Origin of the sequence: Novosphingobium sp. AP12, assembly GCF_000281975.1 — a bacterium.
Classification (GTDB): Bacteria; Pseudomonadota; Alphaproteobacteria; order Sphingomonadales; family Sphingomonadaceae; genus Novosphingobium.
The window spans coordinates 21,398-46,000 of sequence record NZ_AKKE01000079.1 but is presented as its reverse complement, the minus strand read 5'-3'; the positions used below and the strand labels follow the sequence as shown (position 1 = coordinate 46,000).

The window sequence follows — 24,603 nt, the reverse complement described above, 5'->3', positions numbered from 1 at the left end:
CCCTGCTCTATCCCTGTTCTTCTTCCTCGACCCGCGCCAGCTTCGCGAACATAGCCGCACTCATCGGCTGCGCCCTCAGGAACCCTTGGAAATAGGCGCAGCCCTCACGCGCCGCCACTTCCCGCTGCCCTTCCTCCTCGATCCCCTCGGCGATCACCTGGAGGTCCAGCGCCCGCGCCATGGCGACGATCGCGCGCAGGACGGCCACGTCGCGGCGGTCGGTGGTGATGCCGTCGATCATCGAGCGATCGAGCTTGAGGTAATGGATCGGCAGGACCTTGAGGTAGCGGAAGTTGCAGAACCCCGCCCCGAAGTCGTCGAGCGCGATACGGATGCCCTGCGCCGAGAACTCGGCCATGGTCTGCGCGGCGAGCGTGATGTCGCCGATCAGCGTCTGCTCGGTGACTTCGAGTGTGAGCCGGCGCGGCGGGAAGCCGCTTTCGCGCACGAGGTCGAGCATCTGGCGGGTGTAGCTGCCGAAGGCAAGATCGGCGGCGGTGACGTTTATCGAAAGGCGCAGCTGGCCCGGCCACTTTTTGGCCGCCCACATGGCCTTGTGGGCGATATGGCGGGAGAGCGGGCCGACGTGGTCCGCGCGCTCGGCGATGGCGAACAGCGCGCCCGCGCCGATGCGGCCGAGCTCCGGGTGGTTCCACCGCGCCAGGGCCTCGGCGCCGGTGAGGCTGTCGTCGGTGAGGTCGAACTGGGGCTGGAACAGCACTTCGATCTCGTCGCGGTCGATGGCGACGAGGAGGTCCGCTTCCAGCTGCTGCGCCGAGCGGCCGGGCGGAGTGACCTCACCATCGGCCCAGGACAGGCGCGAGCCGTGCAGTTCGTGCGCATCACCCATCGCGTGCCCGAGCCGGTCGAGCATGGACTCTACGCTTTCGCCGGTCAGTGCGCGGATCAGCGCGACACGCGGGGAAAGGCGCAGGACACCGGAGGGCACCGGGATCGGCCGCGCGATCATGTCGGCGAGCTGGTCGGCGACCAGCTGCCAGCGCTCGCGGCTGCAGGCCTCGTTGGCGACCAGCAGGAAGCTGCCCCCGCCCGCCCGCGCCAGGAGCCAGGGTCCGTCGAGTTCCTCCTCGGCAAAATGCGAGATGCGCGCCGCCACTTCCTCGAGCGCGCCGTCGCCGGCTGCGGCGCCGTAGGCCATGTTGATCGCGTCGAGCCGGCGCAGGCTCAGCAGCATCGCGTGGACGTGCGCCATGTGCGGCATCAGCACCGGGTCCTCGCGCCAGGTGGCGACGCGCTCGAACACCGCTTCGAGGCCGGGAATGCCGGTCAGGCGATCCGCCAGCCCCTTGGCCGCTGTCCCCTTTGGCGACGCGGCGCCCTTGGGAGCGGCTATGCCCTTGGGATTGCTGTGAACCTTGTCGTCTCGTTTGGCACCCATCGCGCGGCCATAGCCCAAAGCCCTTGCAAATCCTTTCAAAATTCGACAGCCCAACACCTCGCAACGGGCTTCGTCCCGGAACAGGACGAAGGCGGCGCCCGGAGATCATGAGCATGGATGCGAAACTGGCGCTGATCGTGTCGGACAGCGCCAAGGCGCAGGCCGGCGCCGTGGCGCTGCGCGAGTCCCACGCATGGGTCTCGCCGCAGGAGGCCGACGTGCTCGTCGTCGTGGGTGGCGATGGTTTCCTACTCCACGTCCTGCACGAAATGCTGGGCGGGCACCCGATCAAGCCGGTCTACGGCATGAACCTGGGCACCGTGGGTTTCCTCATGAACGGCCCGCACGACCACGTGCCCATCGCCCAGCGTGTGGCCGAGGCGCATCCCGTCCCCGTCCGCCCGCTACGCATGCACGCCGTCGGCCGCGACGGCCGGGAATACAGCTACTACGCGATCAACGAAGTCTCGCTGCTGCGCGAGACGCGCCAGACCGCGAAAGTCGAAATCCGCATCAACGGGCGCGTTCGCATGGAGGAACTGGCGGGCGACGGCATCCTGGTGGCGACGCCGGTGGGCTCCACCGCGTACAACCTCTCCGCCAACGGACCGATCCTGCCGCTGGGCAGCCGCATGGTGGCGATGACCCCGCTCAGCCCCTTCCGCCCCCGCCGCTGGAAGGGCGCGATCCTACCCGAGAGCGCCGAGGTGGAATTCCACATCCGCGAACCCGGCAAGCGCCCCGTCGCCGCGGTGGCCGACCAGAAGGAAGTGCGCGACGTCGCCTGGGTGCGCATCGTCGCCTCGGCCGAAAAGGAACTCACGTTGCTGTTCGACGCCGGTTTCACGCTGGAGGAACGCATCTTCGCCGAGCAGTTCCAGGTCTGATCCGCAGGTTTGCCCAGGCCCTGAAACATTGATCGAATTTTTCAGCCCCACGGACCAAATTTCTGCCTTCTGAGGGTTGCCATCGCTGACGACGCTGTTATAGGCGCACCCCTGCCCGGCGGTGGTAACACTGACAGGCTGCTCCCCGATAGCTCAGCGGTAGAGCATTCGACTGTTAATCGAATGGCCGTAGGTTCGAATCCTACTCGGGGAGCCAACATCTACCAGGCTCCGCATCACCCATCCGATCCCAGGATCGGACCGCCTCACGCTTCTGAAGCGAGGCACCGGCGTCTTGCGACCGCCTCCGCCGAGATCGGCATTTACCACGTACAATCGCGTAGATAATCTGCTGGGGCGGAACCGGTCAGCTTGCTTTGGGCGGTCACGATTGTCCTGCGCCAGCCGGACGACCGCCGAGCCAAGTAGATCATTGCATTCGACTGCAATCAATTGTAATGGCCGCCGCATCGGATATCCCGACCTTCTTCGAAGATTCGCCAAGAGCACAGTCGAACCATGCGTGAACGTCTCAAAGCGCTCGAAGAAGCCATGCTTCATCTCGAAGGCGCACACTACGCCCTCCACGACATCGTGGCGCTTATGCTGGCGAAGACGCCGGTGGACGACGTCGAAACGATGGCGGTAACGCTGGCCGATCAGGTATCGGTCCATGCCGACAGGATCGGCGAGATCCGGCTGGCGGGCTACACCGAAGAGATCAGGTCGGTCGCCGACGAGGTGAGGCACAGCCAGAGCGTGGCACGCGGCTTGTTCCACCGGTTGACGCGCTCCAGGTAACCGGGAGGGCGCCGCTGGCGGGCCGTCGGCGCTGCCCTCCCGTTCCCTTACTTCACGACATCGGCCTCGTGCCAGACGACGGCCTGCGCCGCCTTCATGCAGTTTTCCGCCGTATCCCACGCCAGCGTGGGCGAGCCGTAAAGCCGCCACCCCTGCGCCAGCGCCTCGGACACCCGCTCACAGAAGGCACGGTCATCGGCGCCGGTCAGCAGGCGGTACACGGGGCGGTCTTCGGGTGTCTGGTACATCGCGCAGGGTCTTTCTCTAATCAGGCCCCGATGCCTAGCCACTCCATGCCCGCTGGCAAGTCCCGCGAGGTGTAATCGACCCGCGTCAGGACACGACGTCGTTCAGATGCTCCGCTCCGTTCACTCACCCCGGATAGCGCTCGAATTCGTGCAGGGCGGCGATGTCCCTCATCCACCCGATGCGTTCGGCGACCTGGATCTGGGCCTGCGGCGTGAGGGCACCGGGATCGTCGAGGGTGGCGACCTGGATGTCGACAAGGCCGGGCAGGACTTCTTCGTTGACGTAATAGAGGCCCGAGCCGCAGGTCGGGCAGAAGTGGCGCATGGCAGCGCCGCTCGAATTGTAGGCCGAGGGGGTGCCGGCGGTGAGGGCGAATTCGGGCGCCGAGTATGCAGCCCAGGCCACCGTGGGCGCGCCGGACGACTTGCGGCAGTCCGTACAATGGCACAGCGCGACGTGCTTGGGTTCACCTTCGACGCTGTAGCGCACCGCGCCGCAGTGGCATCCACCTTCGAGTTTCATGGCGATTCTCCTTCGGCGCGAAGGCTAATCGTTTCGCCGGAACATTCAAGGAACAAAAGCGCCGACGCCCCCGGCAGAACAGAACCGGGGACGCCGCCGCCGTCAGAGAATGTACTTTGACAGGTCGGTATTGCCGGCAAGCCCCTCGAGCTTCTCGCGCACGTAGGCCTCGTCGACGGTCACGGTCTCACCCTTGCGATCCTCGGCCTCGAAGCTGAGTTCCTCGAGCAGCTTCTCCATCACCGTCTGCAGGCGGCGGGCGCCGATGTTCTCGACGCTTTCGTTCACCTGAGCAGCGATCCTGGCGACTTCGCGGATGGCGTCGGGAGTGATCTCGACCGTCACCTGCTCGGTGCCGAGCAGCGCCTTGTACTGAGCGACGAGGTTGGCGCGCGTTTCCGACAGGATGCGCACGAAATCCTCCTCGGTCAGCGCCTTCAGCTCCACGCGGATCGGCAGGCGGCCCTGGAGTTCGGGCAGCATGTCGCTCGGCTTGGCGACGTGGAAGGCGCCGCTGGCGATGAAGAGGACGTGGTCGGTCTTCATCGGGCCGTACTTGGTGGCGACCGTGGTGCCCTCGATCAGCGGCAGCAGGTCGCGCTGCACGCCTTCGCGGGAGACCGAGCCGCCGCGCACGTCGGAGACGGCGATCTTGTCGATCTCGTCGAGGAAGACGATGCCGTTCGACTCCGCGTTCGCCAGAGCGACGCGGGCGACGTCGTCCTGGTCCATGCGCTTTTCCGACTCCTCGTCGACCAGCTTGTCCCAGGCGTCGGGCACCTTCATCTTGCGGCGCTTGAGCTTGCTGCCGCCCAGCTTGCCCATGATGTCGCCCAGGTTGATCATGCCGACCGAGCCGCCCATGCCGGGGATTTCCATCGGACCGGCCGGCGCATCCTCGACCTCGAGTTCGACCTCGGTTTCGTTCATGGCGTTCTGGGTGATGCGCTGGTGGAAGGCGGCGCGCGTCGCTTCCGATGCGCCCTCGCCCACCAATGCGTTGAGCAGGCGGTCCATCGCGGCCTTGCTGGCGGCTTCGCGCACCGATTCGCGGCGGCGCTCCTTCTCGAGCCGGATCGCTTCTTCCACGAGGTCGCGGGCGATCTGCTCGACGTCGCGGCCGACGTAGCCGACTTCGGTGAACTTGGTGGCTTCGACCTTCACGAAGGGTGCGTCGGCGAGCTTGGCGAGGCGGCGGCTGATTTCGGTCTTGCCGCAGCCGGTCGGGCCGATCATCAGGATGTTCTTGGGCGTCACCTCGTCGCGGAGGTCCGCGTCGAGGCGCTGGCGGCGCCAGCGGTTGCGCAGCGCGACGGCGACGGCCTTCTTGGCATCGGTCTGGCCGACAATGTGCGCGTCGAGCGCGGCGACGATCGCCTTGGGCGTGAGATTGTCGTTCATGTGTGTTTTCCGGCTCAGACGGTCTCGACCGTCACGCGGTCGTTGGTGAAGACGCAGATATCGGCGGCGACCTGCATGGCCTTGCGCGCGATGATCTCGGCGTCCTCTTCATAGGCATCGAGCGCGCGGGCGGCGGCGAGCGCGTAGTTGCCGCCCGACCCGATCGAGGTGATGCCGCCTTCGGGCTCGAGCACGTCGCCGTTGCCGGTGAGCACCAGCAGCGTCTCGGTATCGGCGACGATCATCAGCGCTTCGAGGTTGCGCAGGTACTTGTCGGTGCGCCAGTCCTTGGCGAGTTCGACGGCGGCGCGCATCAGCTGGCCGCGGTGCTGCTCCAGCTTGCGTTCGAGGCGTTCGAAAAGGGTGAAGGCGTCGGCCGTGGCGCCGGCGAAACCGGCGATGACGCTGCCGCCTTCGCCGATGCGCCGCACCTTGCGGGCGTTCGGCTTCATCACCGTATTGCCCATGGAAACCTGACCGTCACCGGCGATGACGGTCTTGCCGCCCTTTCGCACGCCGATGATGGTCGTACCGTGCCACTCGATAAGGCCGTGGCTCGCCCCGTTGTTGTTCATGCGGCCGGATATATGGCGGTGACGGCAAGGTTCAAGGCGCACGCCGCCCTGCCCCTGCGATCACCTGCGCGATCAGCTGCCGTTGGGGCCGGGGCCCTGAGGCGTGGCCGAGCCGCCCATGCCGGCGGCACCGACCGAACCGATGTTGCCGAACAGGTCTTCCAGCAGGCTACGATGGCGACCCAGCGTCGGCGTGGTGTGGCCGTCCGGGTCGAGCCGGGCGACCTGCTCCATGCCGCGCTTGTCGACCGCGACGACGTTGCCGGTCGGGTCGAAGCGGACACGCAGCACGGTCTGCTCGGAAGTGCGCGCGCTGCGGAAGGGCGGGGTCTTGACGATCTGCGACAGGTAGTACCAGTCCTTCTCGCCGAACTGGCTTTCGAAGGTCGGGCGGCCGAGGGTCTTCTCCACCGAAAGGCGGTTGTCGATGCCGGGCTGGACCGAATCGAGCAGCGACTGGTCGACCAGGTAACCACGATGGTCGCGGATCGACGTGCAGCCGCCCATCAGCGTGACCAGCACCAGAGCCATGCCCGCTGTCCCGGCCTTCAGACCCACCTTGCGCATTTCAACACTCCAAAACGTAAGGCGTTTGTGACCGCCGGCCATTGCCAGCCGCCGCCAGACCCATATATCGCCACCGGCCTTAAGGCCCCGAACGCGCCCGCGCAATGCCGGTTGTGCGCCAGGGCAGTGCCGGTTGGGGCCAGCCGCTTGAATTGCCGCTGAACAAGTGCTTGAGCGTAGGCCCCGAACGAAAGGCTACCGTTTTCCGTGTCCCTGATCTCCCGCCTGCTGGGCAAGCGCGCCGATACCCGTGATGCGGTCCGTCCGCTGTGGCACCGCGTGGTCGAGATCGCGCGCGAGAAGCGCTGGTACGCGACCGGCGGCGTGGCCGACACCGTGCCCGGCCGGTTCGACGCGGTGACGCTGGTCATGGCGCTCGTCATGCTGCGGATGGAGCGCGACAAGGCATCGGACGACACGCTGATCGAGCCATCGGTACGGCTGACCGAGCTGTTCGTCGACGACATGGACGGCCAGTTGCGCCAGTCGGGCGTGGGCGACCTCGGCGTCGGCAAGCGGATGGGGCGGCTGATGAGCGTTCTGGGCGGGCGCATCGGCGCGCTGCGGGAAGCGCTTGCGAAGGACGACGGCGAACTGGTCGCCGTACTGGAACGCAACGTCACGCTGACGGCAGGCGCCGACAAGGCCTGGCTCGCCGCCGAAGTCCGCGCGCTTCACGCCCAGATCGACGCCACTTCCGCAGAGGACCTCATGGCAGCGAGGATCGCACGATGAACGACATGCCCCGCCCCGAATTTTCCCTGAAGATCGACGTCCGGCAGGCCGAAGGCAAGGCGCCCCACCTCGAAGCCGGCGAAGCCGAGCGCGCGGCGATCGCGGCGCGCTTCGGGCTGGTGCGGATCGACCGGCTGGTCGCCGATCTCGAACTGCACCGCCAGGAACGCGGCGTGCAGGCACGCGGGCGGCTGCAGGCGGACATCGTGCAGCCCTGCGCGGTCTCGGCCGAGGACATGGACGTCTCGATCGACGAGCCGCTGTTCTTCCACTTCGTGCCGGAAACCACGATCTACGCGCCCGACGAGGAAGTGGAGCTGTCCGCCATCGAATGGGACGAGATCGAATACTCCGGCGCCTACATCGACCTCGGCGAAGCGGTGACGCAGAGCCTCGGCCTCGCCATCGACCCGTTCCTCACCGGCCCCCAGGCCGAGGCGGCGCGCAAGGCGGCGGGTATCGGCAAGCCCGAGGACGAAAGCCCGTTCGCGGCGCTCAAGGGACTGAAGCTGGGTCCCGATGGCAGATAGGGAATAGTTTTCCACTGCGTTAAGGAAACTGCCACGGGACCTTCACGGCTCCGTAGCGCCACCTTCACACGTGCCCCCTAGAGGCCGCCGCAGCGACAATGCTGCTGCGAAAGTTCGGGGGGACGAATCGCGTGAAGCGCCTGACCAAGATGTCCATCGCGGCCCTTGCGGCCGTCTGTGTCCTGAACCTTTCGCGGCCCTCGCCTGCCGCCGCGCCCGAGTGGCCCATGCTCGCCCCGCGCGGGCACGACGGGACGCTTTCGGTGATGACCTACAACGTCAAGGGCCTTCCCTTCCCCCTCGCCCGGGGCCGGGTCGAGGCGCTCGCGAAGATCGCCGAGGGCCTGCGCAAGCTGCGCCGCGAAGGGCGCCAGCCCGACGTGATCCTGCTGCAGGAAGCCTTCATTCCCGAAGCCAAGGAAATCGCCCGCCGGGCAGGCTACGCTCATGTCTCGACGGGTGCCGGGCCAGAGGACGCCCGGGCCGGGGCTGGCGACGACGACTTCGCCCGAAACGCGGCATGGACGAGCGGCGAAGGCATGGGCCGCTGGCTCGACAGCGGGCTGGTGATCCTGTCCGACCACCCCATCGTCAGGACCCGCCGCATGACCTTCTCCGACGCGATGTGCGCGGGTTTCGACTGCCTCGCGGCCAAGGGCGTGCTGGTGGCGTGGATCGCGGTGCCCGGCCGTCAGCGCCCCGTCGCGGTCGCCGATACGCACCTCAACGCGCGTAAGGCGGCGGGCGTGTCGGTCGCGCGGAGCAACGTGGCCTTCGCCCGGCAGGCACGCGCGGCCCGGGCTTTCATCCGCGCCAATGTCGATGCCGGGACCGACCTGATTTTCGGCGGCGACTTCAACGTTGGCAAGGACGCCGAGCGGATCGCGGCGATGCGGGATATCGTCGCGGGCGGGCACGAAGCCAGCGCTGCGGCGGACTGCTCCGCCTACGGCGCCGCGCTGAAGGCCGACGTCGCGGCGATCCGCGAGCGCGGAAAGGACAAGCAGTTCTTCCGCCCCGGCTCTGAAGGCCCGATGCGGCTACGCGGCCTGGAAGTGCCGTTCGGCGCAGGCAATGGCGGCGACGAGCTTTCGGATCACCTGGGCTACGTCGCGCGCTACGTTTTCTCTTGAATCAGAACGGGATATCGTCGTCGAGGTCGTCGCCGAAGCCGCCGGGCGATCCGCCGGTCTTGCCCCAGTCACCGCCGCCGCTGGACGAACCGCCGCCGGAAGCTCCGCCCGAACGGCCCCAGTCGTCACCGCCGGACGAACCGCCGGAACGCGCACCGCCGCCGGAGGAAGCACCCTCGCCCCAGCTGCCGCCGCTGCGCTGGCCACCGCCGCCACCGCCGCCGCCCTGGGCACCGTCGAGCATGGTCAGCACGCCGCCGATCCCGCCGACCGAGACTTCGGTGGTGTAGCGGTCGTTGCCGTTCTGGTCCTGCCACTTGCGGGTGCGCAGCTGGCCTTCGATGTAGACCTTCGAGCCCTTGCGCAGGAAGCGCTCGGCCACGCCGACGAGGCCGTCCGACTGGAGCACGACCGAGTGCCACTCGGTGCGTTCCTTCTTCTCGCCGGTGGCGCGGTCCTTCCAGCTTTCGGAGGTCGCGATGCGCAGGTTGGCAATACGCCCGCCGTTCTGGAACGACTTCACCTCGGGATCGGCCCCGAGGTTGCCGACGATGATGACCTTGTTGACGCTGCCTGCCATGCGGGAATCGCTTTCGTATCTGAATTTGGCGAATGGGGTAGCGCATAGGCATGGCCCGGGGCCAGTCTGCGCGAGGTGTTTTTCCCCTAATCGTCGTCCCGGATCAGGTCCCGAACGACGTCAAAGCCCCGCCGCCACCGCGATCCAGTATGTCGCGCCTGCCGAGATATAGGCCAGCGCGAACAGGTATACGAGCATGAACGTCGGCCACTTCCAGCCGTTCGTCTCGCGCCGGGTCACGGCGATGGTCGACATGCACTGCGGCGCGAAGACGAACCATGCGAGGAAGGCCAGCGCCATCGGCAGGGTCCAGCGGCTCTTGAGCTGGTCGCCCAGTTCCTGCGCCTGCTCGTCCTCGTTGTCGCCCGCGTCTACCGCGTAAGTCGTCGCCAGCGAGGCGACCGCGACTTCGCGCGCGGCCATGGCGGGGATCAGCGCCAGCGCCATGTCACGGTTGAAGCCGATCGGCTCGACCACGACGGCGAGGCCGTTGGCGATCTTGCCCGCGATCGAGGCGTTGACCTGGCTCTCGCCCGGCGCGGCTTTCGGGAAGTTGAGCATCAGCCAGAGCACAACGGTCACCGTGAAGATGATCGTGCCGGCCCGGCGCAGGAAGATCCACGCGCGCTGCCACAGGCCGATCGCCATGTCCTTGAGGCGCGGCATCTGGTACTTCGGCAGCTCCATGATGAAGCCCGACGCGGCGCCCTTGGTGATCGACAGGCGCATGACCAGCGCCACCACGATCGCCCCGACAATCCCCGCCAGGAACAGCGCGAACAGGACGAGGCCCTGGAGGCCCACGCCCAGCCCGACGTCGGTGTTGGGGATGAAGGCGCCGATGATGACGGTATACACCGGCAGGCGCGCCGAGCAGGTCATCATCGGCGCGATCAGGATCGTCGTCAGCCGGTCCTTGGGATCGGAGATCGAGCGCGTCGCCATGATGCCCGGAATGGCGCAGGCGAAGCTGGACAGCAGCGGGATGAAACTGCGCCCGGAAAGCCCGACGAAAGCCATCAGCCGGTCCATCAGGAACGCCGCGCGCGCCATGTAGCCCGACGCCTCGAGCGCGAGGATGAAGGCGAAGAGGATGACGATCTGCGGCAGGAACACCAGCACCGAGCCGACGCCCGAGATCACGCCCTCGGTGACGAGGTCGCGCAGCAGGCTCTCGGGCATCGCTGCCTGCACCCCGTCGTGGAGCGCGCCGATGCCCGCCTCGATGGCGTCCGCGAAAGGCGTCGCCCAGGCGAACACCGCCTGGAACACGATGAACAGGATGCCCAGCATGACCATGAATCCCAGCCACGGGTGCAGCAGCACGCGGTCTAGGCTCGCATGCATGCGATAGGTCTTGGATTCAGAGAGGATCGCGGCGCCTGCCATGGCGTGCGCGGCGACGCGGCGCTCGGTCGGGCCGAGGTCGGTGAGGCCGGGGCCGGCATGACGCTCGCCGGCAGCGGCGATCGCCTCGCCCAGTTCGGCAAGGCCGCGGCGGCGCACGGCGACTGTCGGGATCACCGGCACGCCCAGTTCCTCGGCGAGAACGGCGGCGTCGAGGACGAGGCCGTCGCGCTCGGCAAGGTCGACCATGTTGAGCGCGACCACGCTCGGCTTGCCCAGCGCGAGCACTTCCTGCGCGAAGACGAGATGCTGTTCGAGGTTCGAGGCATCGAGCACGATGACCAGCACGTCGGGAATCGCCTCGCCCTCGAAGGCGCCGCGGATGACCTTGGAGGTCACTTCCTCGTCGGGGCTGGTCGGATCGAGGCCGTAGGCGCCCGGAAGATCGGTCATCTCCACCGGTTCGCCGGTCGGCAGCACGAAGCGGCCCGACTTGCGCTCGACGGTGACGCCCGCGTAGTTCGCGATCTTCTGGCGCGCGCCGGTCAGCGCGTTGAACAGAGCGCTCTTGCCGGCATTGGGATTGCCGACGAGCGCGACCTTGCGTTGACGGCTCACAGCGCTTCCACTTCCATGGCAGCGGCATGGACCCGGCGCACGGCCACGGTCATGCGGCCGATGGTGATGGCGATCGGGTCGCTCGAGCCGAGAATTCCCCGGTGCGCCACGGCCACCCGGGCACCCTCTTCCATGCCCAGCGCGCGCAGGCGCCGCGCTTCTTCCGGGACGAGTGCGGGCCAGTCCACGGCGACGATGCGTGCGCCCTGACCGATGGGAAGCAGGTCTAAAGTCATGCGGACCCGCTGCCAGATAAAACGGCTACATGCAACTGGATCGCATTAGCTGACACGGAACTTCGGTGCACCGCAAGCCGCGGGCAACGCAACCGTTTGCCGAGGCGCCTGTGCAAAGTGCCAGAAGCGCCGGGCGGCGGCCGCCCCTAGCCTCCCCCCGCGACACCGAGAGAGGACACGAGACATGCGCATCATAGTGGCCGGTTGGCTGCGTTTCGCCGGCGACGAGAAGACCTGCGCCGAGATCATCCTCGGCGGCGGGCCGCACATTCTTGCCGCTCGCGCCGAGACGGGCTGCGTGGCCTACAACTGGGCGGTCGATCCGCTCGATCCCGGGCTTATGCACGTCTACGAGGAGTGGGAGAGCGAAAAGGCCCTGCTCCAGCACTTCGCCGACCCGCCCTATGCCGACATGCGCGGGCATCTCGGCAACTACGAGCTGACCGGGTTCGGGGTGCAGATCTACTCGGTGCTGGGCGTGGAGCCGGTCTACGATGCCGATGGGTGGCCGCGCCGCGAGATTTTCGGGGTGAGCCTCTGAGGCTCGCTCACCCCTCCGGCGGGATCAGGAAGTCCATGGTGTAGCGCCGCGCCTTCCATCCCGCTCCGGTGCGCGCCACGTCGAAATAGTAGCGCCCGTGGACGGTGATGCCGCCGCCTGCCTTATACTTCCCCATACCGATCACGTAGGCGCGGACCGAGGCCGTATCGCCGTCGTAGGCCGTGATCGCGAAGTTGGTGAGGTAGTGCGCATGCGCCGCCATCGCCGCGAAGGTGTCGGCGAAGAATTGCCGGATTTCGCTTTGCCCATTGAGGCTGGGAAAGCCGATGCCCGACAGGTCGAACACCGCGTCCTCCACGAATACCTCGCAGATGCCGTCCAGGTCATGCAGGCTGTCGACGGCGTGGGCGTAGGCGACCAGGAGGTCCTGGATCGCCAGCCGGTCCTCTACCGGGCAGGCCGCCGTCACTGCGCCTGAGCCCCTGGGCCCTTCACGTAATCGTCGAGCAGTTCGTGGAAGCGCTGGATGCGCTTTTCCTGGCCGGGCAGGATGCAGCCCTTGAACCCGCGTGAGTTGAGGCCCTGCTGCTGGCTCGTGCCGATCGAGAGGTCCTGGTCGGCGACGTAGCCCACCGAAACCCCGTCGCCGTAGACCGAGTGGCGCGCCACCGCGTCATGCTCCAGCGGCAACATGCCGAGGGGGGTGAAGACCTCCTTCATGCCCTCGACCGGGGGATAGAGGCACCAGTGCTGGAACACGCACTTTTCCGGGTCGGTCGGGTGCGGCTCAGTACGCAGGACCTGCAGCTGCTCGGGGCTCATGGTGAGGGTTAGGTTGGGGAACAGCGTGCAGTGGAAGTAGTCCACCAGCTGCTGGTCGCTCATGTTGTCGTAGTTGGTGTAGCCGCGCCCCGGCCCCAGCCGGCGCTTGGCCTCGATGATGGCCTCGCGCAGGTCGCCGGTGCGGCCGTTGTATTCCTCGGGATCGATGTCCCAGGCGCGCGCCGCCTCGCCCAGCGGAGCGGGGACTTCGGAGGTGTGGTAGTCGACGCGGGTGGTGGCCTGGTGGCCCTTCATCCACATCGAGTTGTGGCCCGAGGGGTACATCTCGAACAGCGTGTCGGGCAGGCCGTCGTTGATGAAGGTCGCCAGTTCGGGGTGGATGGTCGGGAGGTGGTAGCTCTCGTTGAAGTTGTCGCGGATGATCTTCCAGTTGAAGTCCGCCTCCGCCGAAACCTTGAGCACGCGCACCCAGTTCTCGACGCCGTAGCCCTTGAGCCGTTCGGGGAGCGGCGCCATCCATTCGTGCAGCGGGGCGACGTCGTCGTCCATGCACCAGAAGACGAACGGGCCCCAGGTCTCGCAGCGCAGTTCGGAGAGGTGAACCTTGCCGCAGGGTGTGCCGCCCGCGAAGTCGTCCGGGTCCTGCACTTTGGCCAGCGTGCCGTCGAGGTCGAAGGTCCAGGAGTGGTAGGCGCAGGTGATGCGCATGACGCTGGCGCTCTCGCCCAGGATCAGGCGGTTGCCGCGATGCGGGCAGGAATTGTAGAACGCCTTGATGGAATCGTCTTCCTGGCGGACCATGATGACCGATTCCTTGGCGAAGTTGTGCCGGATGATGTCGCCCGGCTCCTCCAGCTCGGCGATCAGCCCGCCCAGGTGCCAGACCTTGGGCCAGAGGTTCTTCATCTCGCCGTCCATCCACTCCTTCGAGATGTAGCGGTCAGCGGTGATCGGATCGCCGCGCACCTCGATGTCGAAGTCGGGCGAATAGCGCGATGCCTTGGTCTGGACGTTCATGGCTTGCGATTCCTGTGTTTTAGTTCTGACTGGGATCAGCGCCCCGGCGCCCGCCGCGCGGCGCTCCTGGGTTGGCTGCGAAGAAGTCGAGCGAACCCGGGTCGTCCTTGACCCAGTCGGTGACGAGGACGCGGCGCACGATGCGCCAGTCACCCTCGCGGCAGGCATATTCGTCGAGGTAGCGGCCGGCGATGAACAGGTCGCGGGGCTCTCCTTCCTCGCCGCGAGCGGAATGCCAGGCCTGGAAGTACCATTCCCCGCTGGCCGTATCGCCCTCGATGGCGATGCGCGACTGCCCGAGCAGGTGATGCGTCGCGCCCATGTCGGCGAGGAAGCCTTGCGCGAATTCCACGAATTCGTCCGCCGTGCCCTTCATCAGGCCGCAGTCGACCACCGCGTCTGCGTGGAAGGCGGTGCGCTGGAGCACCGGGTCGAGCCGGTCGAGCCCGCGCATGTAGCGCGCCGCCGCGTCGGCGATGTCGCGCCGGGCGGCAAGGTCGCGGACCTCGGACTCAATGTCGAAACGCGCAATCGTGGCGGTCATGCCTTGTCACTCTCCCGTACCGGGCCGGCCGCGTCTGTTGTTGCGCGTCCTTGCCCTTTTTGCAGCCGACTAGGGGAATAAACCGACTCAACTGCCGGTTTTTTATGCTATCACTTGGGGCAAGGACTCACCTGCGACTTTGACTAGGTGTGGCCGGATCGACGCATGACCGACAATTGCCGGCATTGGGGAGAAAAGATGAAGGCACAGTCCCTGCAGGACCGTATGCTCGCCGCGCTGATGCCGGAGATGCACGACCGCTCGATAGAATCGGGGCCCCCTGAGAAGTGGCAGCAGCGCAAGAGCGCGCTGATGCGCGACCGGCTGGTCTCGGCGGCCATCGACCGCCTCGTCGAATGCGGTTACCCCGGTCTCACCACCGCCGCCGTCGCCAGTGCCTGCGAAGTCTCGCGCGGGGCGATGCACCATCATTTCCAGACGCGCCTGGAACTGGTCTCGGCGGTCGTCGACCATGTCGTCTACCACCGCATGCGCACTTTCCTCGCCGACTACTTCGAGGCGGTCGCCCGGCGCCGGGCTGACGAGCCGATGATCGAGCTAGCCTGCGACGCGCACTGGCGATCGGTCCAGACGCGCGACTACGCCGCCTGGGTCGAACTGGCCGTCGCCGCACGTACCGACGGCGAACTCGCAGCGATCTTCGAGCCCGCCGCGCGCCGCTACGACGCGGTCTGGACGAGCGAGATGATCGAGGCCTTCCCGCAGTGGCGCGAGGATTGGGACAACCTCAAGCTGGCGCACGACTTCACCAGTGCGATCCACATGGGCATGCTGCTCAATGCCCCGGTCTTCGGCGCGGGCGAGCGCCTCGAACGCCTGCGCCGTTTCGCCGCCCGCACGATGCAGCGGCTGAGCGAGGAGCGGTAGGCCGGGAGGTCGGCGATTTTCCTACATCGCGGGAGCCTGCTACCTTCGCGCAGGTTCTTTCACATCGTCGCGATCACGCCGGCCTGCCCCTCGCCAGGACGCACGCCGCCACATGTATTTCATCAACCAGCGCCCATCCAACACGACCGGGCGATCCGGCTTCCGATTATAAATCGTTCACCCGCGTCGTACCCGCGATGCCGAAATGACCACTGCTCTCCAAAGTCACAGGTGCCCCTGGGCAAGGCGCCTCCCAGAGTTGCACGGATAACGATTCGAACCGGCGCCGCGCTTCGCGCTCACGCCGGACAACCTGAATCCCCGGAAGGAACCTGATGGCAAACGTGGCAATCACCGGAGCGGGACGCGGCATCGCGTTCGAGCTCGTCAAGCTCCACCTCGAACGCGGCGACCGGGTCTTCGCCCTCGTCCGCAATCCGGTTGGCGCGGCTCACCTGAACGATCTTGCCGCCGCTTCGGAGGGGAAGGTCACCGTCCACACGATGGACGTCGCCGACAACGCCTCCGTCACCGAGGGTGCCGCCTCGACGGGGGATGCCGGGATCGACGTGCTCTACAATGTCGCCGGGGTCGGCGGCAACGTGGAGCCGCAGCTCGATCCGGTCGACTGGGCCGACTTCGACGAATCGATCGAGATCAATCTCAAGGGCCCGCTGCGAGTTCTCAGCGCCTTCCTGCCGCGCCTTGGCGAGGGGTCGAAAGTCATCAACTTTTCCAGCCAGCTGGCCGCCTCGACCTGGCCCCATGGCGGGTACTACTCCTACGTCGCCACCAAGGCCGGGCTGAACGGACTGATGCGCTCGGTCGCGATCGACCTCAAGGACCGGGGCATCGTCGTCGGTCTCGTTCACCCGGGCTGGGTCCAGACCGACATGGGCGGCTCGGGCGCCGACATCACTCCGCAGGAAAGCGCCGCCGCCATCGCCCGCCTCACCGACGGCTGGGCACTCGAGGACAGCGGCGGGTTCTACAAGTGGAACGGCGAAAAGCACCCCTGGTAGGAGACGGCGAATGGCATTCACCGGCCCGCTCGAGGACCGCATCCTCATCCGCGAACTGCTCGACACCTATGCCCACGGCGTCATGACCCGCGACCCCGAAACCTGGGCCGCGACATGGGCCGAGGACGCCTTCTGGGCCCTGCCCGAATTCCCCGACCTCGGCGGCTTCACCGGTAAGGAGGCGATCGTCTCGGGCTGGACCGAATCGATGAAGCACTACGGCCTGGGCGGCGGGGCGGCCCGGCCGATGGTCTACGTCGCCCACCCCGGCGAAATCCTTGTCGAGGGTGAGCGGGCCTCGGCGATTTCCTATACCTCGGAAATCTTCGAGGACCCCGCCACCGGCAAGACCATGCGCCTGCGCGGCCGCTACGTCGACGAACTGGCCAAGATCGACGGCGAGTGGCTGTTCACTCGCCGCGAATACACGACCTTCGACTCGCGGGAGGACTGATCCTCACATCCCGAGTTGATCGAACATCTTCAGCGACAGTCCGGTCAGATTACCCATGATCGCGCCCTGGCTGCCCTGTGCCTCGCTGAAACGCAGCGGCTGGACGCGCTCGACGAGAATTTCGGACGGGGTCGGGTCCTGCCCGAAAAGGGCCATGACCTCGTTGGCAAATTCGCCGAGGGGCTGGTAACCCTCGCGGGTGCTCTGGCCGGGCGTCAGGTCGGTCTGCACCGCCGGCGGGGCCAGTTCGATGACCTCGACACGGCCGGCCAGCATCTCGCGCAGAGACTGCGTGTAGCTGTGCATCGCGGCCTTGGTCGCGCTGTAGGTCGGAGTTCCCGACAGCGGTACGAAGGCGAGGCCCGAGGTGACATTGACGATGGCGGCGTCCTGACGGCCCACGAAATGGCCGATCAGCGCGTCGATCAGGCGGATTGGACCAAGTACGTTGGTGACCAGCGTGGCCTCGGCGTCAGAAAGGTCGCGGGGACGGTCGAGCCGCTCGTAGCGCATGATCCCCGCATTGTTGATGAGCACGTTGAGCGCCGGAAAGTCCGCCAGCAACTCCTCCGCGAATGTCGCGACACCCTCGGCGCTTTCCACGTCGAGCACGCGCGCATGCATGTTTTCGCGCCCTGCGCAGGCCGCTTCGAGCGCATCGAGCCGGCGTCCGGCGACGATCACGATGTTGCCCTGATCGTGGAAGCGCTGCGCCAGTGCCTCGCCGATGCCCGAGCCGCCGCCGGTGATGAGGATGGTGTTTCCGGTCGTTTTCATGGGGGAACTCCTTGGTTGACGCCCGAGATGTAACGCCTCACATTCGATCGGGAAGAAGGCACCCCAAAGATTTATACTTACCTAAAAGAGAGTGACTGTTCAGTGGAAACCACGAGCTCAGACGTCATCGCCCCGACGGACAAGGACCGGGAATGCGAGACCCTCGACCCGCGCGTCGAGGCGCTGGTCACCGAACTCATCGGCCGCGTCGCCGACAAGTGGACGATGATCCTGCTCGAAGTCTTCGAGGAGCACGGGCAGCTGCGATTTACCCAAGTCGCCCGGCACGTGCCCGACATCAGCCAGAAGATGCTGACCCAGACCCTGCGCCGCATGGAGCGTGACGGCATGATCACCCGGCACGTCCACGCCGTGGTCCCCCCGCGCGTCGATTATGCACTGACTCCGCTCGGATCGAGCCTCAGCGAGGCGTTCTGCGGCGTCTGGATGTGGGCCGCCGCGAACCTCGAGCGTGTCGAGCATGCGCGCGAGGCGTTCGACGCGCGCTGACCGCGCTTCAGGAAAGCGGTTCCAAGTATTCGGGGCGAGGCAGGATGGCGCGCCACAGGCCCGTCTCGTTCATTACAGGCCCGTTCACGAAGCGAATGTCGCCGGGGCGCCGCGCCCGGAAGTTGATGAAGCTCAGGCCCTCGGGACCGGCGGTGAAGCTGTAGAGCGTGTCCGCGGCGATCGCGAGCGCGGTCCCCGGCCCCACGAGTTTCGGGCCCAGCCGCATCTGCCCGGAAAGCACGACGATGACCTCGTCCTCGCTGTGCGAATGGATACCGCGCGCGGCCTCCTCCAGCGTAGGCGCTTCAGCACCGGCGAAGTGATTTTCGTGCAGCCACACCTCGCAGGTCGGGCAGTCGCTGTCGGCGTAGATGGCGCCGCCGGTGTCGCTCTGCTCGCTCACGCGCTCGCAGGAGGGGACGCGGGCGCGGGGCAGGAGATGGACGTGACCGCCCTCGCCTCTACCCGGCTCGGTGGCGGAGAAAACGAAGATGCTCGCGCCCTCGAACCCTGCCTGCACCGTGGCGGAGGCCGTGCGCTCGGCGATCAGGCTCGAGCCTGCCGGAAGCGAACATCCGCAAGACCCCACGCCGCCGCTTAATATATAAAGAACGGTGTCTGCCTCGCGCGCATCGACCTCGAAGCGCTCGCCGGGTTCGAGATCCACGCGGTGCAGAGTGAGTGGGAAGCGTTCGGGCTCCACGAGTGCGAAGACCCTGCCCTGCCCGCGTAATCCCGCAGGCATCGCAACCTGCGGAGCCTTGTGCGGCTCCGACACGACGACCTTGGACATGCTGTAATTCCTCTCTCGGACCGCCAGCCTGCGCCAGCGGTCCGGAGAGGTCAAGTCAGCCCTTCCTGGGCGCGCCGGCCTCGCGGGCGAGACGGTCCTGCCGGTCGATCGCGGTCTCGGCGGCTACGAAGCTGTCGGGCTTCACGCCCAGCCAGATCAGGATCGGCGCGGCCATGTAGATCGAGCTGTAGGTGCCGACGAAGATGCCCAGCACGATCGCGGCGGTGAAGCCGAAGATCACGTCCGGTCCCAGGATCAGCAGCGCCACCAGCGTGATCAGCATCGACAGCGAGGTCACGATGGTACGTGCCAGCGTCTCGTTGACCGAGAGGTTGAGCAGCTCGGGCATCGGCATCTTGCGATACTTCTTTAGGTTCTCGCGAATGCGGTCGTAGACGACGATGGTATCGTTCAGCGAGTAGCCGATCAGCGTCAGCAGGGCGGCGACGATGTTGAGGTCGAACTCCATCTGCGTCAGCGCGAACAGGCCGAGCGTCAGCGTCACGTCGTGGACGAGGCTGAACAGCGCGCCCACGCCGAACTGCCATTCGAACCGCACCCAGATATAGATCGCCACCAGCAGCGCGGCGAGCCCGAGCGCGAGCATCGCGCTGCGGCCCAGTTCGCCCGAGACCTTGCCCGTAACCGAATCGACGCCGTCGATGCGCGCGTCAGGGTGGTTGCTGCGGATGTTGCCGGTGATCTTCGTCGCCATGGCTTCGGCGAGCTTCGGATGCTTGTCCGAGCCCTCCGGCAGCTTCATGCGGATCGAGATTTCGTTCGGCTTGCCGAAGCGCTGGATGGTCGGCTCGCCGTAGCCCAGCGCGTCGACCTCGCTGCGCAGCTGCGCGACGGGGGCTTCAGCGGTGCGCTCGAAAGTGACGCGGATCACCTGGCCGCCGACGAAATCGACACCCAGGTTCAGGCCCTTGGTGGCGACCAGCCCGATCGACGCGATGATCAGCAGGAGGCTGACCACGTAAAACGGAACGCGCCACTTCAGGAAGTGGATGTTGGTGTTGTCGGGAACGAGCTTGAGGAGCTTCATATGTCCTCTCCCCTTACAGGTTCAGGTCTGCTGGCCGCGCCTTGCGCAGCCAGCCGGCGACCCACATGCGGGTCAGCGTGACGGCCGTGAAGACCGAGGTCGCGATGCCGATCAGCAGGACGATGGCGAAGCCGCGCACCGGACCGGTCCCGAAATAGGCCATCGAGATGGCGGCGATGACGTTGGTGATGTTCGCGTCGAAGATGGCGCGGCTGGCTTCCTTGTAGCCCATCTCCACCGCCTGCACGACGCGCCGGCCCCGGTGGCGTTCCTCGCGGATACGCTCGTTGATCAGCACGTTGGCGTCGACCGCGGCACCGATCGTCAGCACGAAGCCGGCGATGCCCGGCAGCGTCAGCGTGGTGCCGAAGATCGCCATGACGCCCATGATCATCAGCAGGTTCACGACGAGCGCGACGTTGGCATAGATGCCGAAGCGGCCGTAGGTGACCAGGATGAAGATCATCAGCAGGCCGGTGCCGACGCCCATGGCGACGATGCCCTTGTTGATCGAATCCGCACCGAGGTCGGGACCGACGGTGCGCTCCTCCACCACGGTGAGGTCGACCGGCAGCGCGCCCGAACGCAGCGCGATGGCGAGCTGGGTCGCCGATTTCACGTTGAAGCTGCCCGAGATCTGGGCGCTGCCGCCCAGGATCGGCTCGTTGATGCTGGGCGCCGAAAGCACCTTGCCGTCAAGGATGATGGCGAAGCGCTTGTTGACGTTCTCGGTCGTCAGCTTGGCGAATTTCTCGCCGCCTTGCTGGTTGAAGGTGATCGAGACGACTGCCTGGTTGGTCTTGGACTCGAAGCTCTGCTTGGCATCTGTGAGCTCGTCGCCCTTGATGCCGCCGAGGCGCTTGACCGCGATGACCGGCGGCGCGCCGCCTGCTGCGGCCGCATCGGCATAAGGCACGATCTCGTCGCCCGGAGGGACGATGCCCTGCGCCAGATCGGTCGGCACGGCGGTCTCGTCGACCAGCTTGAATTCGAGCTTGGCGGTCTGGCCGAGCAGCGACTTGAGCGCTGCCGGGTCCTGGAGGCCAGGGACCTGAACGTCGATGCGGGTGCCGCCGAGGCGCCGGATATCGGGCTCCTTGGTGCCGAGCGCGTCGATGCGCTTGCGCACGACCTCGACCGCGGTTTCCATCGCATTGCTCACGGCAAGGTCGATGCCTTCCGGCGTCGGCGAGAGCACGAACTGGTTGCCGTTGACGACCTGGATATCCCAGTCGCGCTGTCCGGAAAGGCCCGCACCGGTGGTCAGCGGAAGGATCTGCTCACGCGCGGCGTCGACCTGCGCGGCATCGCGCACGGTGAACGACAGGCGTCCGCCCCGGCTCGACACGTCGCCGATGGCGATGCGCGGCTCGGCGGAGCGCAGGCGAGTGCGCACCGACTCCTCCATGCCCTCGAGCCGCTGCGCGATGACCTGGCTGCGGTCGGCCTCGAGCAGGAGGCGCGAGCCGCCGGCAAGGTCGAGGCCCAGGTTGATCTTCGGATGCGGCAGGCTTTCGGGCCAGCGCAGGTTGGTGAAGGACAACAGCGTGGGCAGCGCCAGCGCGCAGAGCACCGCCGTCAGCGCCCAGTACCAGGCCTTCTTCCAGGTGGGAAATTCAAGCATTGCCTATCGTTCTCTCCAGACGGGCGATCTCACCGGAGCGACGGGGCACAATGCCCCGCCCGGGAAATCCGCGGCCCGATCAGTCGTTGGCGGGCTTGGCGCCGGCAGGCGGAATGACGTCGACGATGGTCGACTTGAGCGCCTTGACCTTGATGCCCTGGCCCAGCTCCACCTCGGCGTAGTTGTCGTCGATCTTGACGATCTTGCCGATCAGGCCGCCGCCGGTCAGAACCTCGTCGCCCTTCTTGAGCGCGGCGAGCTTGTTCTTGTGCTCCTTCTGCTGCTTCATCTGCGGGCGCAGGATGAGGAACCAGAAGATCAGCGCCATCGCCACGAACGGCATGTACGTAATCCAGGCCGGGGGCGCCCCGGCGGGTGCTGCGGCGGCGAGCTGGGCGAGGATCGAGGTCTGCATGGAAATGATCGGCCTTCTTTGTCTTGTCTGTCGGCCGGCTGTTCGCGGGACCGGCCGGCTTGGGAGCGCGTGGTCGGAAAAAATCCCCGACCGGACGCAACCGGATGCGCGCGGTTAGCAATAAAGCCCGCCTGTGGCAACGCGCGGGCTTGCGCGCTTCCACTGCATCCGGGCCGACAGATAGGCCTGTGCCCGGCCCGTTCAACCGGCTGGGGGCGGAGGCGAAAAACTCTCGAAACCCCGCTTGCGCATTCTGGAGGACCTGCCTATAGGCCGCGCTCCGGTCGGGACGTAGCGCAGCCTGGTAGCGCATCACACTGGGGGTGTGGGGGTCGGAGGTTCGAATCCTCTCGTCCCGACCAATTATTTTCTCGCATTTCGCCGCCCCCTTGCAGCCTTGAAAAGGCCGCAACGCGAATGCGACCTGGACGGCACCTGACCGTACATTGCGAGCACCTGGCGGCACCTTGCCGCCTCCGGACGTCCAGAGCGTCCTGGCGCGCCGCGCAAAACCGTTTTCCTACACGAACCCATATGGCTATATGGTTGCGAGTCGCTCACTTCAACCGGAAGGACTCGCCATGCCGCTGCTCGATTCGCTGCTCGGCCCCGTCACCCGCATCATCGACAAGGTCGTGCCCGATCCCGAGGCGCGGGACCGCGCCAAGCTGGAACTCCTGAGGCTCGAAAATTCACAGGAGCTCGAGATGCTGCAGGCCAGCCTCTCGGCCGTAGTGGCCGAAGCCAATTCTTCGGACCCCTGGACCAGCCGCGCGCGGCCCAGCTTCCTCTACGTCATCTACGTCATGATCCTGTGGTCGCTTCCGATGGGCCTGATCGGCGCCTTCAATCCGGCGGTCGCCCGCGCCATAGGCGAGAGCATGACCGCCTATCTGAACGGCATCCCCGAGCCGCTCTACGCCCTCTTCGGCACCGGCTACCTCGGCTACGCGGCGATGCGCCAGTGGGGCAAGACCAAGGGATCGGACCGCTAAGCAATCCCTAACCTTGGCGCGCTACGTCGTATCCCGTGATTCAATCCCGCCGAGGAGCGCCCCGAGTGTCCCGCCTTACCGCACGCCTTGTCCTGTCGGCGCTTTCCGTGTTCGCCCTCGCGGCCTGCGGCTCGTCCGACGAGGCGGAGCAACTCGCACAGGCCCAGGCTTCCGCGAGCGAGGCCGCCGAAGCCAGCAAGCAGGCCGAGCGGGACGCCGCCGCCCTGCGCGCCAAGAACAACGAGCAGTCGCTCGATGCGTTCTACGCCGGCGACGAGATCCCGGAAGAGGCTGAAGAGCCCAAGGACGAACCGGAAGACGATGGCGGCCCCTCCGCCCCCGAAGAACCTCCGATGCCCGACGCGCCGTCGTTTCCCGACCAGCAGGCCGCGCCGCATCCGCCGCCGATCCCGCCCGTGCAGTGACGGCTCCGGCTTGCGCGGGGCCGCCGTCCCGCTAAAGCTCGAACCCGCTCGAACACGGGAATTGCGAAACGATGGCGGACAAGCTGGTCTATGTGCTCAACGGCCCCAACCTCAACCGGCTGGGCAAGCGCGAGCCCGAGATCTACGGATCGCAGACGCTGGACGATATCGGCGCCATGCTCGCCGAGCGCGGGCGGGCGCTCGGGATGAGCGTCGCCATGCACCAGTCCAACCACGAAGGAGCCCTCGTCGACTGGCTGCACGAGGCCGAGGACAGCGGCGCGCACGCGGTCCTGCTCAATGCCGGGGCCTATACCCACACCTCCGTCGCGCTGCTCGACGCGATCCGCAGCATCAAGGTGCCGGTGATCGAGGTCCACCTGTCGAACCCGCACACGCGCGAGCATTTCCGCCATACATCGTGGATCGGCATGGCGGCCAAGGGCACGATCGCGGGCTTCGGCGCGCAGAGCTACATGCTCGCGCTGGAAGCGGCGGCGGGGCTCTAGGCTCAGAGCACCATCGGGAAGACGTTGCCGAAATTGTGCATGACGATTGGGAGTAGCACGCTCCCCGTCCGCAGGCGCACCCAGACGGCGATGAGCGAGGGCAGCGCGGTGAGCGCCATGGTCCGCGCGTCGAACGAGAACTCCCCGCCCGAATAGCCGAACGCATGCGCCATGCCGAACAGCAGGCAGGACAGCAGTGCGCCCCAGCCCCAGTCGACGCCGAGGAAGCGCCAGCGGCCGATAAACGCGCGGTCGAGCGCGAAAAGCAGGACGCCGCGATAGAACGGCTCCTCTTCAAGACCGGGCATCGTCAGCTGGAACGCGATGTCCTCGCCGCTGACGGGATCGCCAGGAAAGGCCAGGGCTATCGCCACGAAGAAGGCGCAGTAGAGCGCCAGCACCGGCAACGCCGCCCTGAGGCTGCCCGGCGCCTGAGCCAGCGTCAGGCCGACCTTGCGCCATCCGAATGCCGGAAGCGCCGCGATCGCGAGCGTTGCCGCCAGCGCCAGCAGCTTGCCCTGCCAGTTCCAGCTGCCGCCTAAAACGTCAGGCAGGTTACCGTAGGCCCGCGTGAGCAGCGCATCGTTGACCGCGACCAGCAAGGCCGCCGCCACCAGCCAGCGCGGCGAAAAGCGGGCTCGGTCGGACAGGCCGATCAGACCCCCGACCAGCAGCAACAGGACGAGGACGCCGCCAAGGGCAATCAGGCCGTTCATG

General features: G+C 66.7%; 31 protein-coding genes and 2 tRNA genes. 15 read left to right on the top strand and 18 right to left on the bottom strand.

All coding sequences use genetic code 11. The features are described 5' to 3' along the window. Positions 1-7: 7 nt before the first annotated feature. Positions 8-1,399 (bottom strand): EAL domain-containing protein, encoded by a 1,392-nt coding sequence (locus PMI02_RS13595; protein WP_081496706.1) that lies wholly within the window; start codon positions 1,397-1,399, stop codon positions 8-10. 113 nt (positions 1,400-1,512) lie between these two features. Between PMI02_RS13595 and PMI02_RS13590 the strand changes: the two genes are divergently transcribed. From PMI02_RS13590 to PMI02_RS13580, 3 genes are all read left to right on the top strand, one after another. Beyond that, entirely contained in the window at positions 1,513-2,286 is a 774-nt protein-coding gene (locus tag PMI02_RS13590; RefSeq protein WP_007683558.1) for an NAD kinase, read from the top strand. A gap of 142 nt (positions 2,287-2,428) precedes the next feature. Further along, positions 2,429-2,503, top strand: a tRNA-Asn gene (locus PMI02_RS13585). A gap of 302 nt (positions 2,504-2,805) precedes the next feature. Further along, positions 2,806-3,087 carry a hypothetical protein gene (locus PMI02_RS13580; RefSeq protein ID WP_007683557.1) on the top strand — a complete coding sequence of 94 codons (282 nt, stop codon included), beginning with the start codon at positions 2,806-2,808 and terminating at the stop codon, positions 3,085-3,087. A gap of 47 nt (positions 3,088-3,134) precedes the next feature. Here the strand turns inward: PMI02_RS13580 and PMI02_RS13575 are convergent, their stop codons facing one another. From PMI02_RS13575 to PMI02_RS13555, 5 genes are all read right to left on the bottom strand, one after another. Then, positions 3,135-3,335: a DUF1737 domain-containing protein gene (locus PMI02_RS13575; protein WP_007683556.1), complete on the bottom strand. Its 201-nt coding sequence runs from the start codon at positions 3,333-3,335 to the stop codon at positions 3,135-3,137. A 124-nt stretch (positions 3,336-3,459) separates the two neighbouring features. Beyond that, positions 3,460-3,858 (bottom strand): GFA family protein, encoded by a 399-nt coding sequence (locus tag PMI02_RS13570; RefSeq protein WP_007683555.1) that lies wholly within the window; start codon positions 3,856-3,858, stop codon positions 3,460-3,462. A gap of 102 nt (positions 3,859-3,960) precedes the next feature. Next, positions 3,961-5,259 carry an ATP-dependent protease ATPase subunit HslU gene (gene hslU, locus PMI02_RS13565; protein ID WP_007683554.1) on the bottom strand — a complete coding sequence of 433 codons (1,299 nt, stop codon included), beginning with the start codon at positions 5,257-5,259 and terminating at the stop codon, positions 3,961-3,963. Between the two features lie 14 nt (positions 5,260-5,273). Continuing rightward, positions 5,274-5,834: an ATP-dependent protease subunit HslV gene (hslV, locus tag PMI02_RS13560; RefSeq protein ID WP_007683553.1), complete on the bottom strand. Its 561-nt coding sequence runs from the start codon at positions 5,832-5,834 to the stop codon at positions 5,274-5,276. A 72-nt stretch (positions 5,835-5,906) separates the two neighbouring features. After that, the gene (locus PMI02_RS13555; protein WP_007683552.1) at positions 5,907-6,401 is read right to left on the bottom strand and encodes an outer membrane protein assembly factor BamE; all 495 of its coding nucleotides are present in this window, start codon (positions 6,399-6,401) and stop codon (positions 5,907-5,909) included. Between the two features lie 207 nt (positions 6,402-6,608). On the opposite strand from PMI02_RS13555, the gene PMI02_RS13550 reads away from it, so the two are divergent. The 3 genes from PMI02_RS13550 (at position 6,609) to PMI02_RS13540 (ending at position 8,799) form a co-directional block, all read left to right on the top strand. After that, a complete protein-coding gene (locus PMI02_RS13550) occupies positions 6,609-7,136 on the top strand; it encodes a ubiquinol-cytochrome C chaperone family protein (protein ID WP_007683551.1) in 528 nt (175 codons plus the stop codon). Next, entirely contained in the window at positions 7,133-7,666 is a 534-nt protein-coding gene (locus PMI02_RS13545; RefSeq protein WP_007683549.1) for a DUF177 domain-containing protein, read from the top strand. The genes PMI02_RS13550 and PMI02_RS13545 overlap by 4 nt, the downstream gene beginning before the upstream one ends. A gap of 131 nt (positions 7,667-7,797) precedes the next feature. Next, positions 7,798-8,799 (top strand): endonuclease/exonuclease/phosphatase family protein, encoded by a 1,002-nt coding sequence (locus tag PMI02_RS13540; RefSeq protein WP_036503801.1) that lies wholly within the window; start codon positions 7,798-7,800, stop codon positions 8,797-8,799. A gap of 1 nt (position 8,800) precedes the next feature. Here the strand turns inward: PMI02_RS13540 and ssb are convergent, their stop codons facing one another. The 3 genes from ssb to PMI02_RS13525 form a co-directional block, all read right to left on the bottom strand. Beyond that, on the bottom strand, positions 8,801-9,379 hold the full coding sequence (ssb, locus tag PMI02_RS13535) for a single-stranded DNA-binding protein (RefSeq protein WP_007683546.1): 579 nt from the start codon (positions 9,377-9,379) through the stop codon (positions 8,801-8,803). Between the two features lie 120 nt (positions 9,380-9,499). Beyond that, positions 9,500-11,344: a ferrous iron transporter B gene (locus PMI02_RS13530; RefSeq protein WP_007683545.1), complete on the bottom strand. Its 1,845-nt coding sequence runs from the start codon at positions 11,342-11,344 to the stop codon at positions 9,500-9,502. Next, the gene (locus PMI02_RS13525; RefSeq protein ID WP_007683544.1) at positions 11,341-11,580 is read right to left on the bottom strand and encodes a FeoA family protein; all 240 of its coding nucleotides are present in this window, start codon (positions 11,578-11,580) and stop codon (positions 11,341-11,343) included. Before PMI02_RS13525 ends, PMI02_RS13530 begins: the two co-directional genes overlap by 4 nt. A 184-nt stretch (positions 11,581-11,764) precedes the next feature. On the opposite strand from PMI02_RS13525, the gene PMI02_RS13520 reads away from it, so the two are divergent. After that, a complete protein-coding gene (locus PMI02_RS13520; protein WP_007683543.1) occupies positions 11,765-12,121 on the top strand; it encodes a putative quinol monooxygenase in 357 nt (118 codons plus the stop codon). Positions 12,122-12,128: 7 nt separating this feature from the next. Here the strand turns inward: PMI02_RS13520 and PMI02_RS13515 are convergent, their stop codons facing one another. The 3 genes from PMI02_RS13515 to PMI02_RS13505 are packed head-to-tail and all read right to left on the bottom strand — an operon-like array spanning position 12,129 to position 14,426. Next, on the bottom strand, positions 12,129-12,551 hold the full coding sequence (locus tag PMI02_RS13515) for a nuclear transport factor 2 family protein (RefSeq protein ID WP_007683542.1): 423 nt from the start codon (positions 12,549-12,551) through the stop codon (positions 12,129-12,131). Beyond that, a complete protein-coding gene (locus tag PMI02_RS13510) occupies positions 12,548-13,882 on the bottom strand; it encodes an SRPBCC family protein (RefSeq protein WP_007683541.1) in 1,335 nt (444 codons plus the stop codon). The genes PMI02_RS13515 and PMI02_RS13510 overlap by 4 nt, the downstream gene beginning before the upstream one ends. A 19-nt stretch (positions 13,883-13,901) precedes the next feature. Beyond that, complete coding sequence (locus tag PMI02_RS13505; RefSeq protein ID WP_007683540.1) at positions 13,902-14,426, bottom strand: nuclear transport factor 2 family protein; 525 nt, start codon at positions 14,424-14,426, stop codon at positions 13,902-13,904. Between the two features lie 198 nt (positions 14,427-14,624). Here PMI02_RS13505 and PMI02_RS13500 point away from each other — a divergent pair, with 198 nt between their 5' ends. The 3 genes from PMI02_RS13500 (at position 14,625) to PMI02_RS13490 (ending at position 16,790) form a co-directional block, all read left to right on the top strand. After that, complete coding sequence (locus tag PMI02_RS13500) at positions 14,625-15,314, top strand: TetR/AcrR family transcriptional regulator (RefSeq protein WP_007683539.1); 690 nt, start codon at positions 14,625-14,627, stop codon at positions 15,312-15,314. Positions 15,315-15,649: 335 nt separating this feature from the next. Next, complete coding sequence (locus PMI02_RS13495) at positions 15,650-16,336, top strand: SDR family oxidoreductase (protein WP_007683537.1); 687 nt, start codon at positions 15,650-15,652, stop codon at positions 16,334-16,336. A 10-nt stretch (positions 16,337-16,346) separates the two neighbouring features. Beyond that, positions 16,347-16,790 carry a nuclear transport factor 2 family protein gene (locus PMI02_RS13490; RefSeq protein WP_007683535.1) on the top strand — a complete coding sequence of 148 codons (444 nt, stop codon included), beginning with the start codon at positions 16,347-16,349 and terminating at the stop codon, positions 16,788-16,790. Between the two features lie 3 nt (positions 16,791-16,793). Here PMI02_RS13490 and PMI02_RS13485 read toward each other — a convergent pair whose 3' ends face one another. Beyond that, positions 16,794-17,567, bottom strand: coding sequence for an SDR family oxidoreductase (locus tag PMI02_RS13485; RefSeq protein WP_007683533.1), 774 nt, complete (start codon positions 17,565-17,567; stop codon positions 16,794-16,796). Between the two features lie 102 nt (positions 17,568-17,669). Between PMI02_RS13485 and PMI02_RS13480 the strand changes: the two genes are divergently transcribed. Further along, entirely contained in the window at positions 17,670-18,077 is a 408-nt protein-coding gene (locus PMI02_RS13480; protein WP_007683531.1) for a helix-turn-helix domain-containing protein, read from the top strand. A gap of 7 nt (positions 18,078-18,084) precedes the next feature. Here PMI02_RS13480 and PMI02_RS13475 read toward each other — a convergent pair whose 3' ends face one another. From PMI02_RS13475 to yajC, 4 genes are all read right to left on the bottom strand, one after another. Then, entirely contained in the window at positions 18,085-18,870 is a 786-nt protein-coding gene (locus PMI02_RS13475; protein ID WP_007683529.1) for a hypothetical protein, read from the bottom strand. Positions 18,871-18,925: 55 nt separating this feature from the next. Next, entirely contained in the window at positions 18,926-19,918 is a 993-nt protein-coding gene (secF, locus tag PMI02_RS13470; RefSeq protein ID WP_007683527.1) for a protein translocase subunit SecF, read from the bottom strand. A gap of 13 nt (positions 19,919-19,931) precedes the next feature. After that, positions 19,932-21,542, bottom strand: coding sequence for a protein translocase subunit SecD (gene secD, locus PMI02_RS13465; protein ID WP_007683525.1), 1,611 nt, complete (start codon positions 21,540-21,542; stop codon positions 19,932-19,934). Between the two features lie 79 nt (positions 21,543-21,621). Continuing rightward, positions 21,622-21,957 (bottom strand): preprotein translocase subunit YajC, encoded by a 336-nt coding sequence (yajC, locus tag PMI02_RS13460; RefSeq protein WP_007683524.1) that lies wholly within the window; start codon positions 21,955-21,957, stop codon positions 21,622-21,624. 285 nt (positions 21,958-22,242) lie between these two features. On the opposite strand from yajC, the gene PMI02_RS13455 reads away from it, so the two are divergent. From PMI02_RS13455 to aroQ, 4 genes are all read left to right on the top strand, one after another. Further along, positions 22,243-22,319 (top strand) — tRNA-Pro (locus tag PMI02_RS13455). Between the two features lie 219 nt (positions 22,320-22,538). Beyond that, positions 22,539-22,952 (top strand): holin family protein, encoded by a 414-nt coding sequence (locus PMI02_RS13450; RefSeq protein ID WP_007683522.1) that lies wholly within the window; start codon positions 22,539-22,541, stop codon positions 22,950-22,952. Positions 22,953-23,017: 65 nt separating this feature from the next. Further along, positions 23,018-23,377, top strand: coding sequence for a hypothetical protein (locus PMI02_RS25915; protein WP_007683520.1), 360 nt, complete (start codon positions 23,018-23,020; stop codon positions 23,375-23,377). Positions 23,378-23,448: 71 nt separating this feature from the next. Further along, complete coding sequence (gene aroQ, locus PMI02_RS13440) at positions 23,449-23,886, top strand: type II 3-dehydroquinate dehydratase (RefSeq protein ID WP_007683518.1); 438 nt, start codon at positions 23,449-23,451, stop codon at positions 23,884-23,886. A 2-nt stretch (positions 23,887-23,888) separates the two neighbouring features. On the opposite strand, the gene PMI02_RS13435 is transcribed toward aroQ, so the two are convergent. Further along, a complete protein-coding gene (locus PMI02_RS13435; protein ID WP_007683516.1) occupies positions 23,889-24,602 on the bottom strand; it encodes a CPBP family intramembrane glutamic endopeptidase in 714 nt (237 codons plus the stop codon). Position 24,603: the final 1 nt, after the last annotated feature.

What these genes read in the sequence shown, in the direction of transcription:
- PMI02_RS13595 (WP_081496706.1), bottom strand. Translation starts at nt 1,399, where the DNA reads ATGGGTGCCAAACGAGACGACAAGGTTCACAGCAATCCCAAGGGCATA.
- PMI02_RS13505 (WP_007683540.1), bottom strand. Translation starts at nt 14,426, where the DNA reads ATGACCGCCACGATTGCGCGTTTCGACATTGAGTCCGAGGTCCGCGAC.
- yajC (WP_007683524.1), bottom strand. Translation starts at nt 21,957, where the DNA reads ATGCAGACCTCGATCCTCGCCCAGCTCGCCGCCGCAGCACCCGCCGGG.
- PMI02_RS13545 (WP_007683549.1), top strand. Translation starts at nt 7,133, where the DNA reads ATGAACGACATGCCCCGCCCCGAATTTTCCCTGAAGATCGACGTCCGG.
- PMI02_RS13525 (WP_007683544.1), bottom strand. Translation starts at nt 11,580, where the DNA reads ATGACTTTAGACCTGCTTCCCATCGGTCAGGGCGCACGCATCGTCGCC.
- PMI02_RS13500 (WP_007683539.1), top strand. Translation starts at nt 14,625, where the DNA reads ATGAAGGCACAGTCCCTGCAGGACCGTATGCTCGCCGCGCTGATGCCG.
- ssb (WP_007683546.1), bottom strand. Translation starts at nt 9,379, where the DNA reads ATGGCAGGCAGCGTCAACAAGGTCATCATCGTCGGCAACCTCGGGGCC.
- PMI02_RS13590 (WP_007683558.1), top strand. Translation starts at nt 1,513, where the DNA reads ATGGATGCGAAACTGGCGCTGATCGTGTCGGACAGCGCCAAGGCGCAG.
- PMI02_RS13580 (WP_007683557.1), top strand. Translation starts at nt 2,806, where the DNA reads ATGCGTGAACGTCTCAAAGCGCTCGAAGAAGCCATGCTTCATCTCGAA.
- PMI02_RS13435 (WP_007683516.1), bottom strand. Translation starts at nt 24,602, where the DNA reads ATGAACGGCCTGATTGCCCTTGGCGGCGTCCTCGTCCTGTTGCTGCTG.
- PMI02_RS13490 (WP_007683535.1), top strand. Translation starts at nt 16,347, where the DNA reads ATGGCATTCACCGGCCCGCTCGAGGACCGCATCCTCATCCGCGAACTG.
- aroQ (WP_007683518.1), top strand. Translation starts at nt 23,449, where the DNA reads ATGGCGGACAAGCTGGTCTATGTGCTCAACGGCCCCAACCTCAACCGG.
- PMI02_RS13520 (WP_007683543.1), top strand. Translation starts at nt 11,765, where the DNA reads ATGCGCATCATAGTGGCCGGTTGGCTGCGTTTCGCCGGCGACGAGAAG.
- secF (WP_007683527.1), bottom strand. Translation starts at nt 19,918, where the DNA reads ATGAAGCTCCTCAAGCTCGTTCCCGACAACACCAACATCCACTTCCTG.
- PMI02_RS13495 (WP_007683537.1), top strand. Translation starts at nt 15,650, where the DNA reads ATGGCAAACGTGGCAATCACCGGAGCGGGACGCGGCATCGCGTTCGAG.
- hslU (WP_007683554.1), bottom strand. Translation starts at nt 5,259, where the DNA reads ATGAACGACAATCTCACGCCCAAGGCGATCGTCGCCGCGCTCGACGCG.
- hslV (WP_007683553.1), bottom strand. Translation starts at nt 5,834, where the DNA reads ATGAACAACAACGGGGCGAGCCACGGCCTTATCGAGTGGCACGGTACG.
- PMI02_RS13555 (WP_007683552.1), bottom strand. Translation starts at nt 6,401, where the DNA reads ATGCGCAAGGTGGGTCTGAAGGCCGGGACAGCGGGCATGGCTCTGGTG.
- PMI02_RS13475 (WP_007683529.1), bottom strand. Translation starts at nt 18,870, where the DNA reads ATGTCCAAGGTCGTCGTGTCGGAGCCGCACAAGGCTCCGCAGGTTGCG.
- PMI02_RS13485 (WP_007683533.1), bottom strand. Translation starts at nt 17,567, where the DNA reads ATGAAAACGACCGGAAACACCATCCTCATCACCGGCGGCGGCTCGGGC.
- PMI02_RS13570 (WP_007683555.1), bottom strand. Translation starts at nt 3,858, where the DNA reads ATGAAACTCGAAGGTGGATGCCACTGCGGCGCGGTGCGCTACAGCGTC.
- PMI02_RS13450 (WP_007683522.1), top strand. Translation starts at nt 22,539, where the DNA reads ATGCCGCTGCTCGATTCGCTGCTCGGCCCCGTCACCCGCATCATCGAC.
- PMI02_RS13510 (WP_007683541.1), bottom strand. Translation starts at nt 13,882, where the DNA reads ATGAACGTCCAGACCAAGGCATCGCGCTATTCGCCCGACTTCGACATC.
- secD (WP_007683525.1), bottom strand. Translation starts at nt 21,542, where the DNA reads ATGCTTGAATTTCCCACCTGGAAGAAGGCCTGGTACTGGGCGCTGACG.
- PMI02_RS13575 (WP_007683556.1), bottom strand. Translation starts at nt 3,335, where the DNA reads ATGTACCAGACACCCGAAGACCGCCCCGTGTACCGCCTGCTGACCGGC.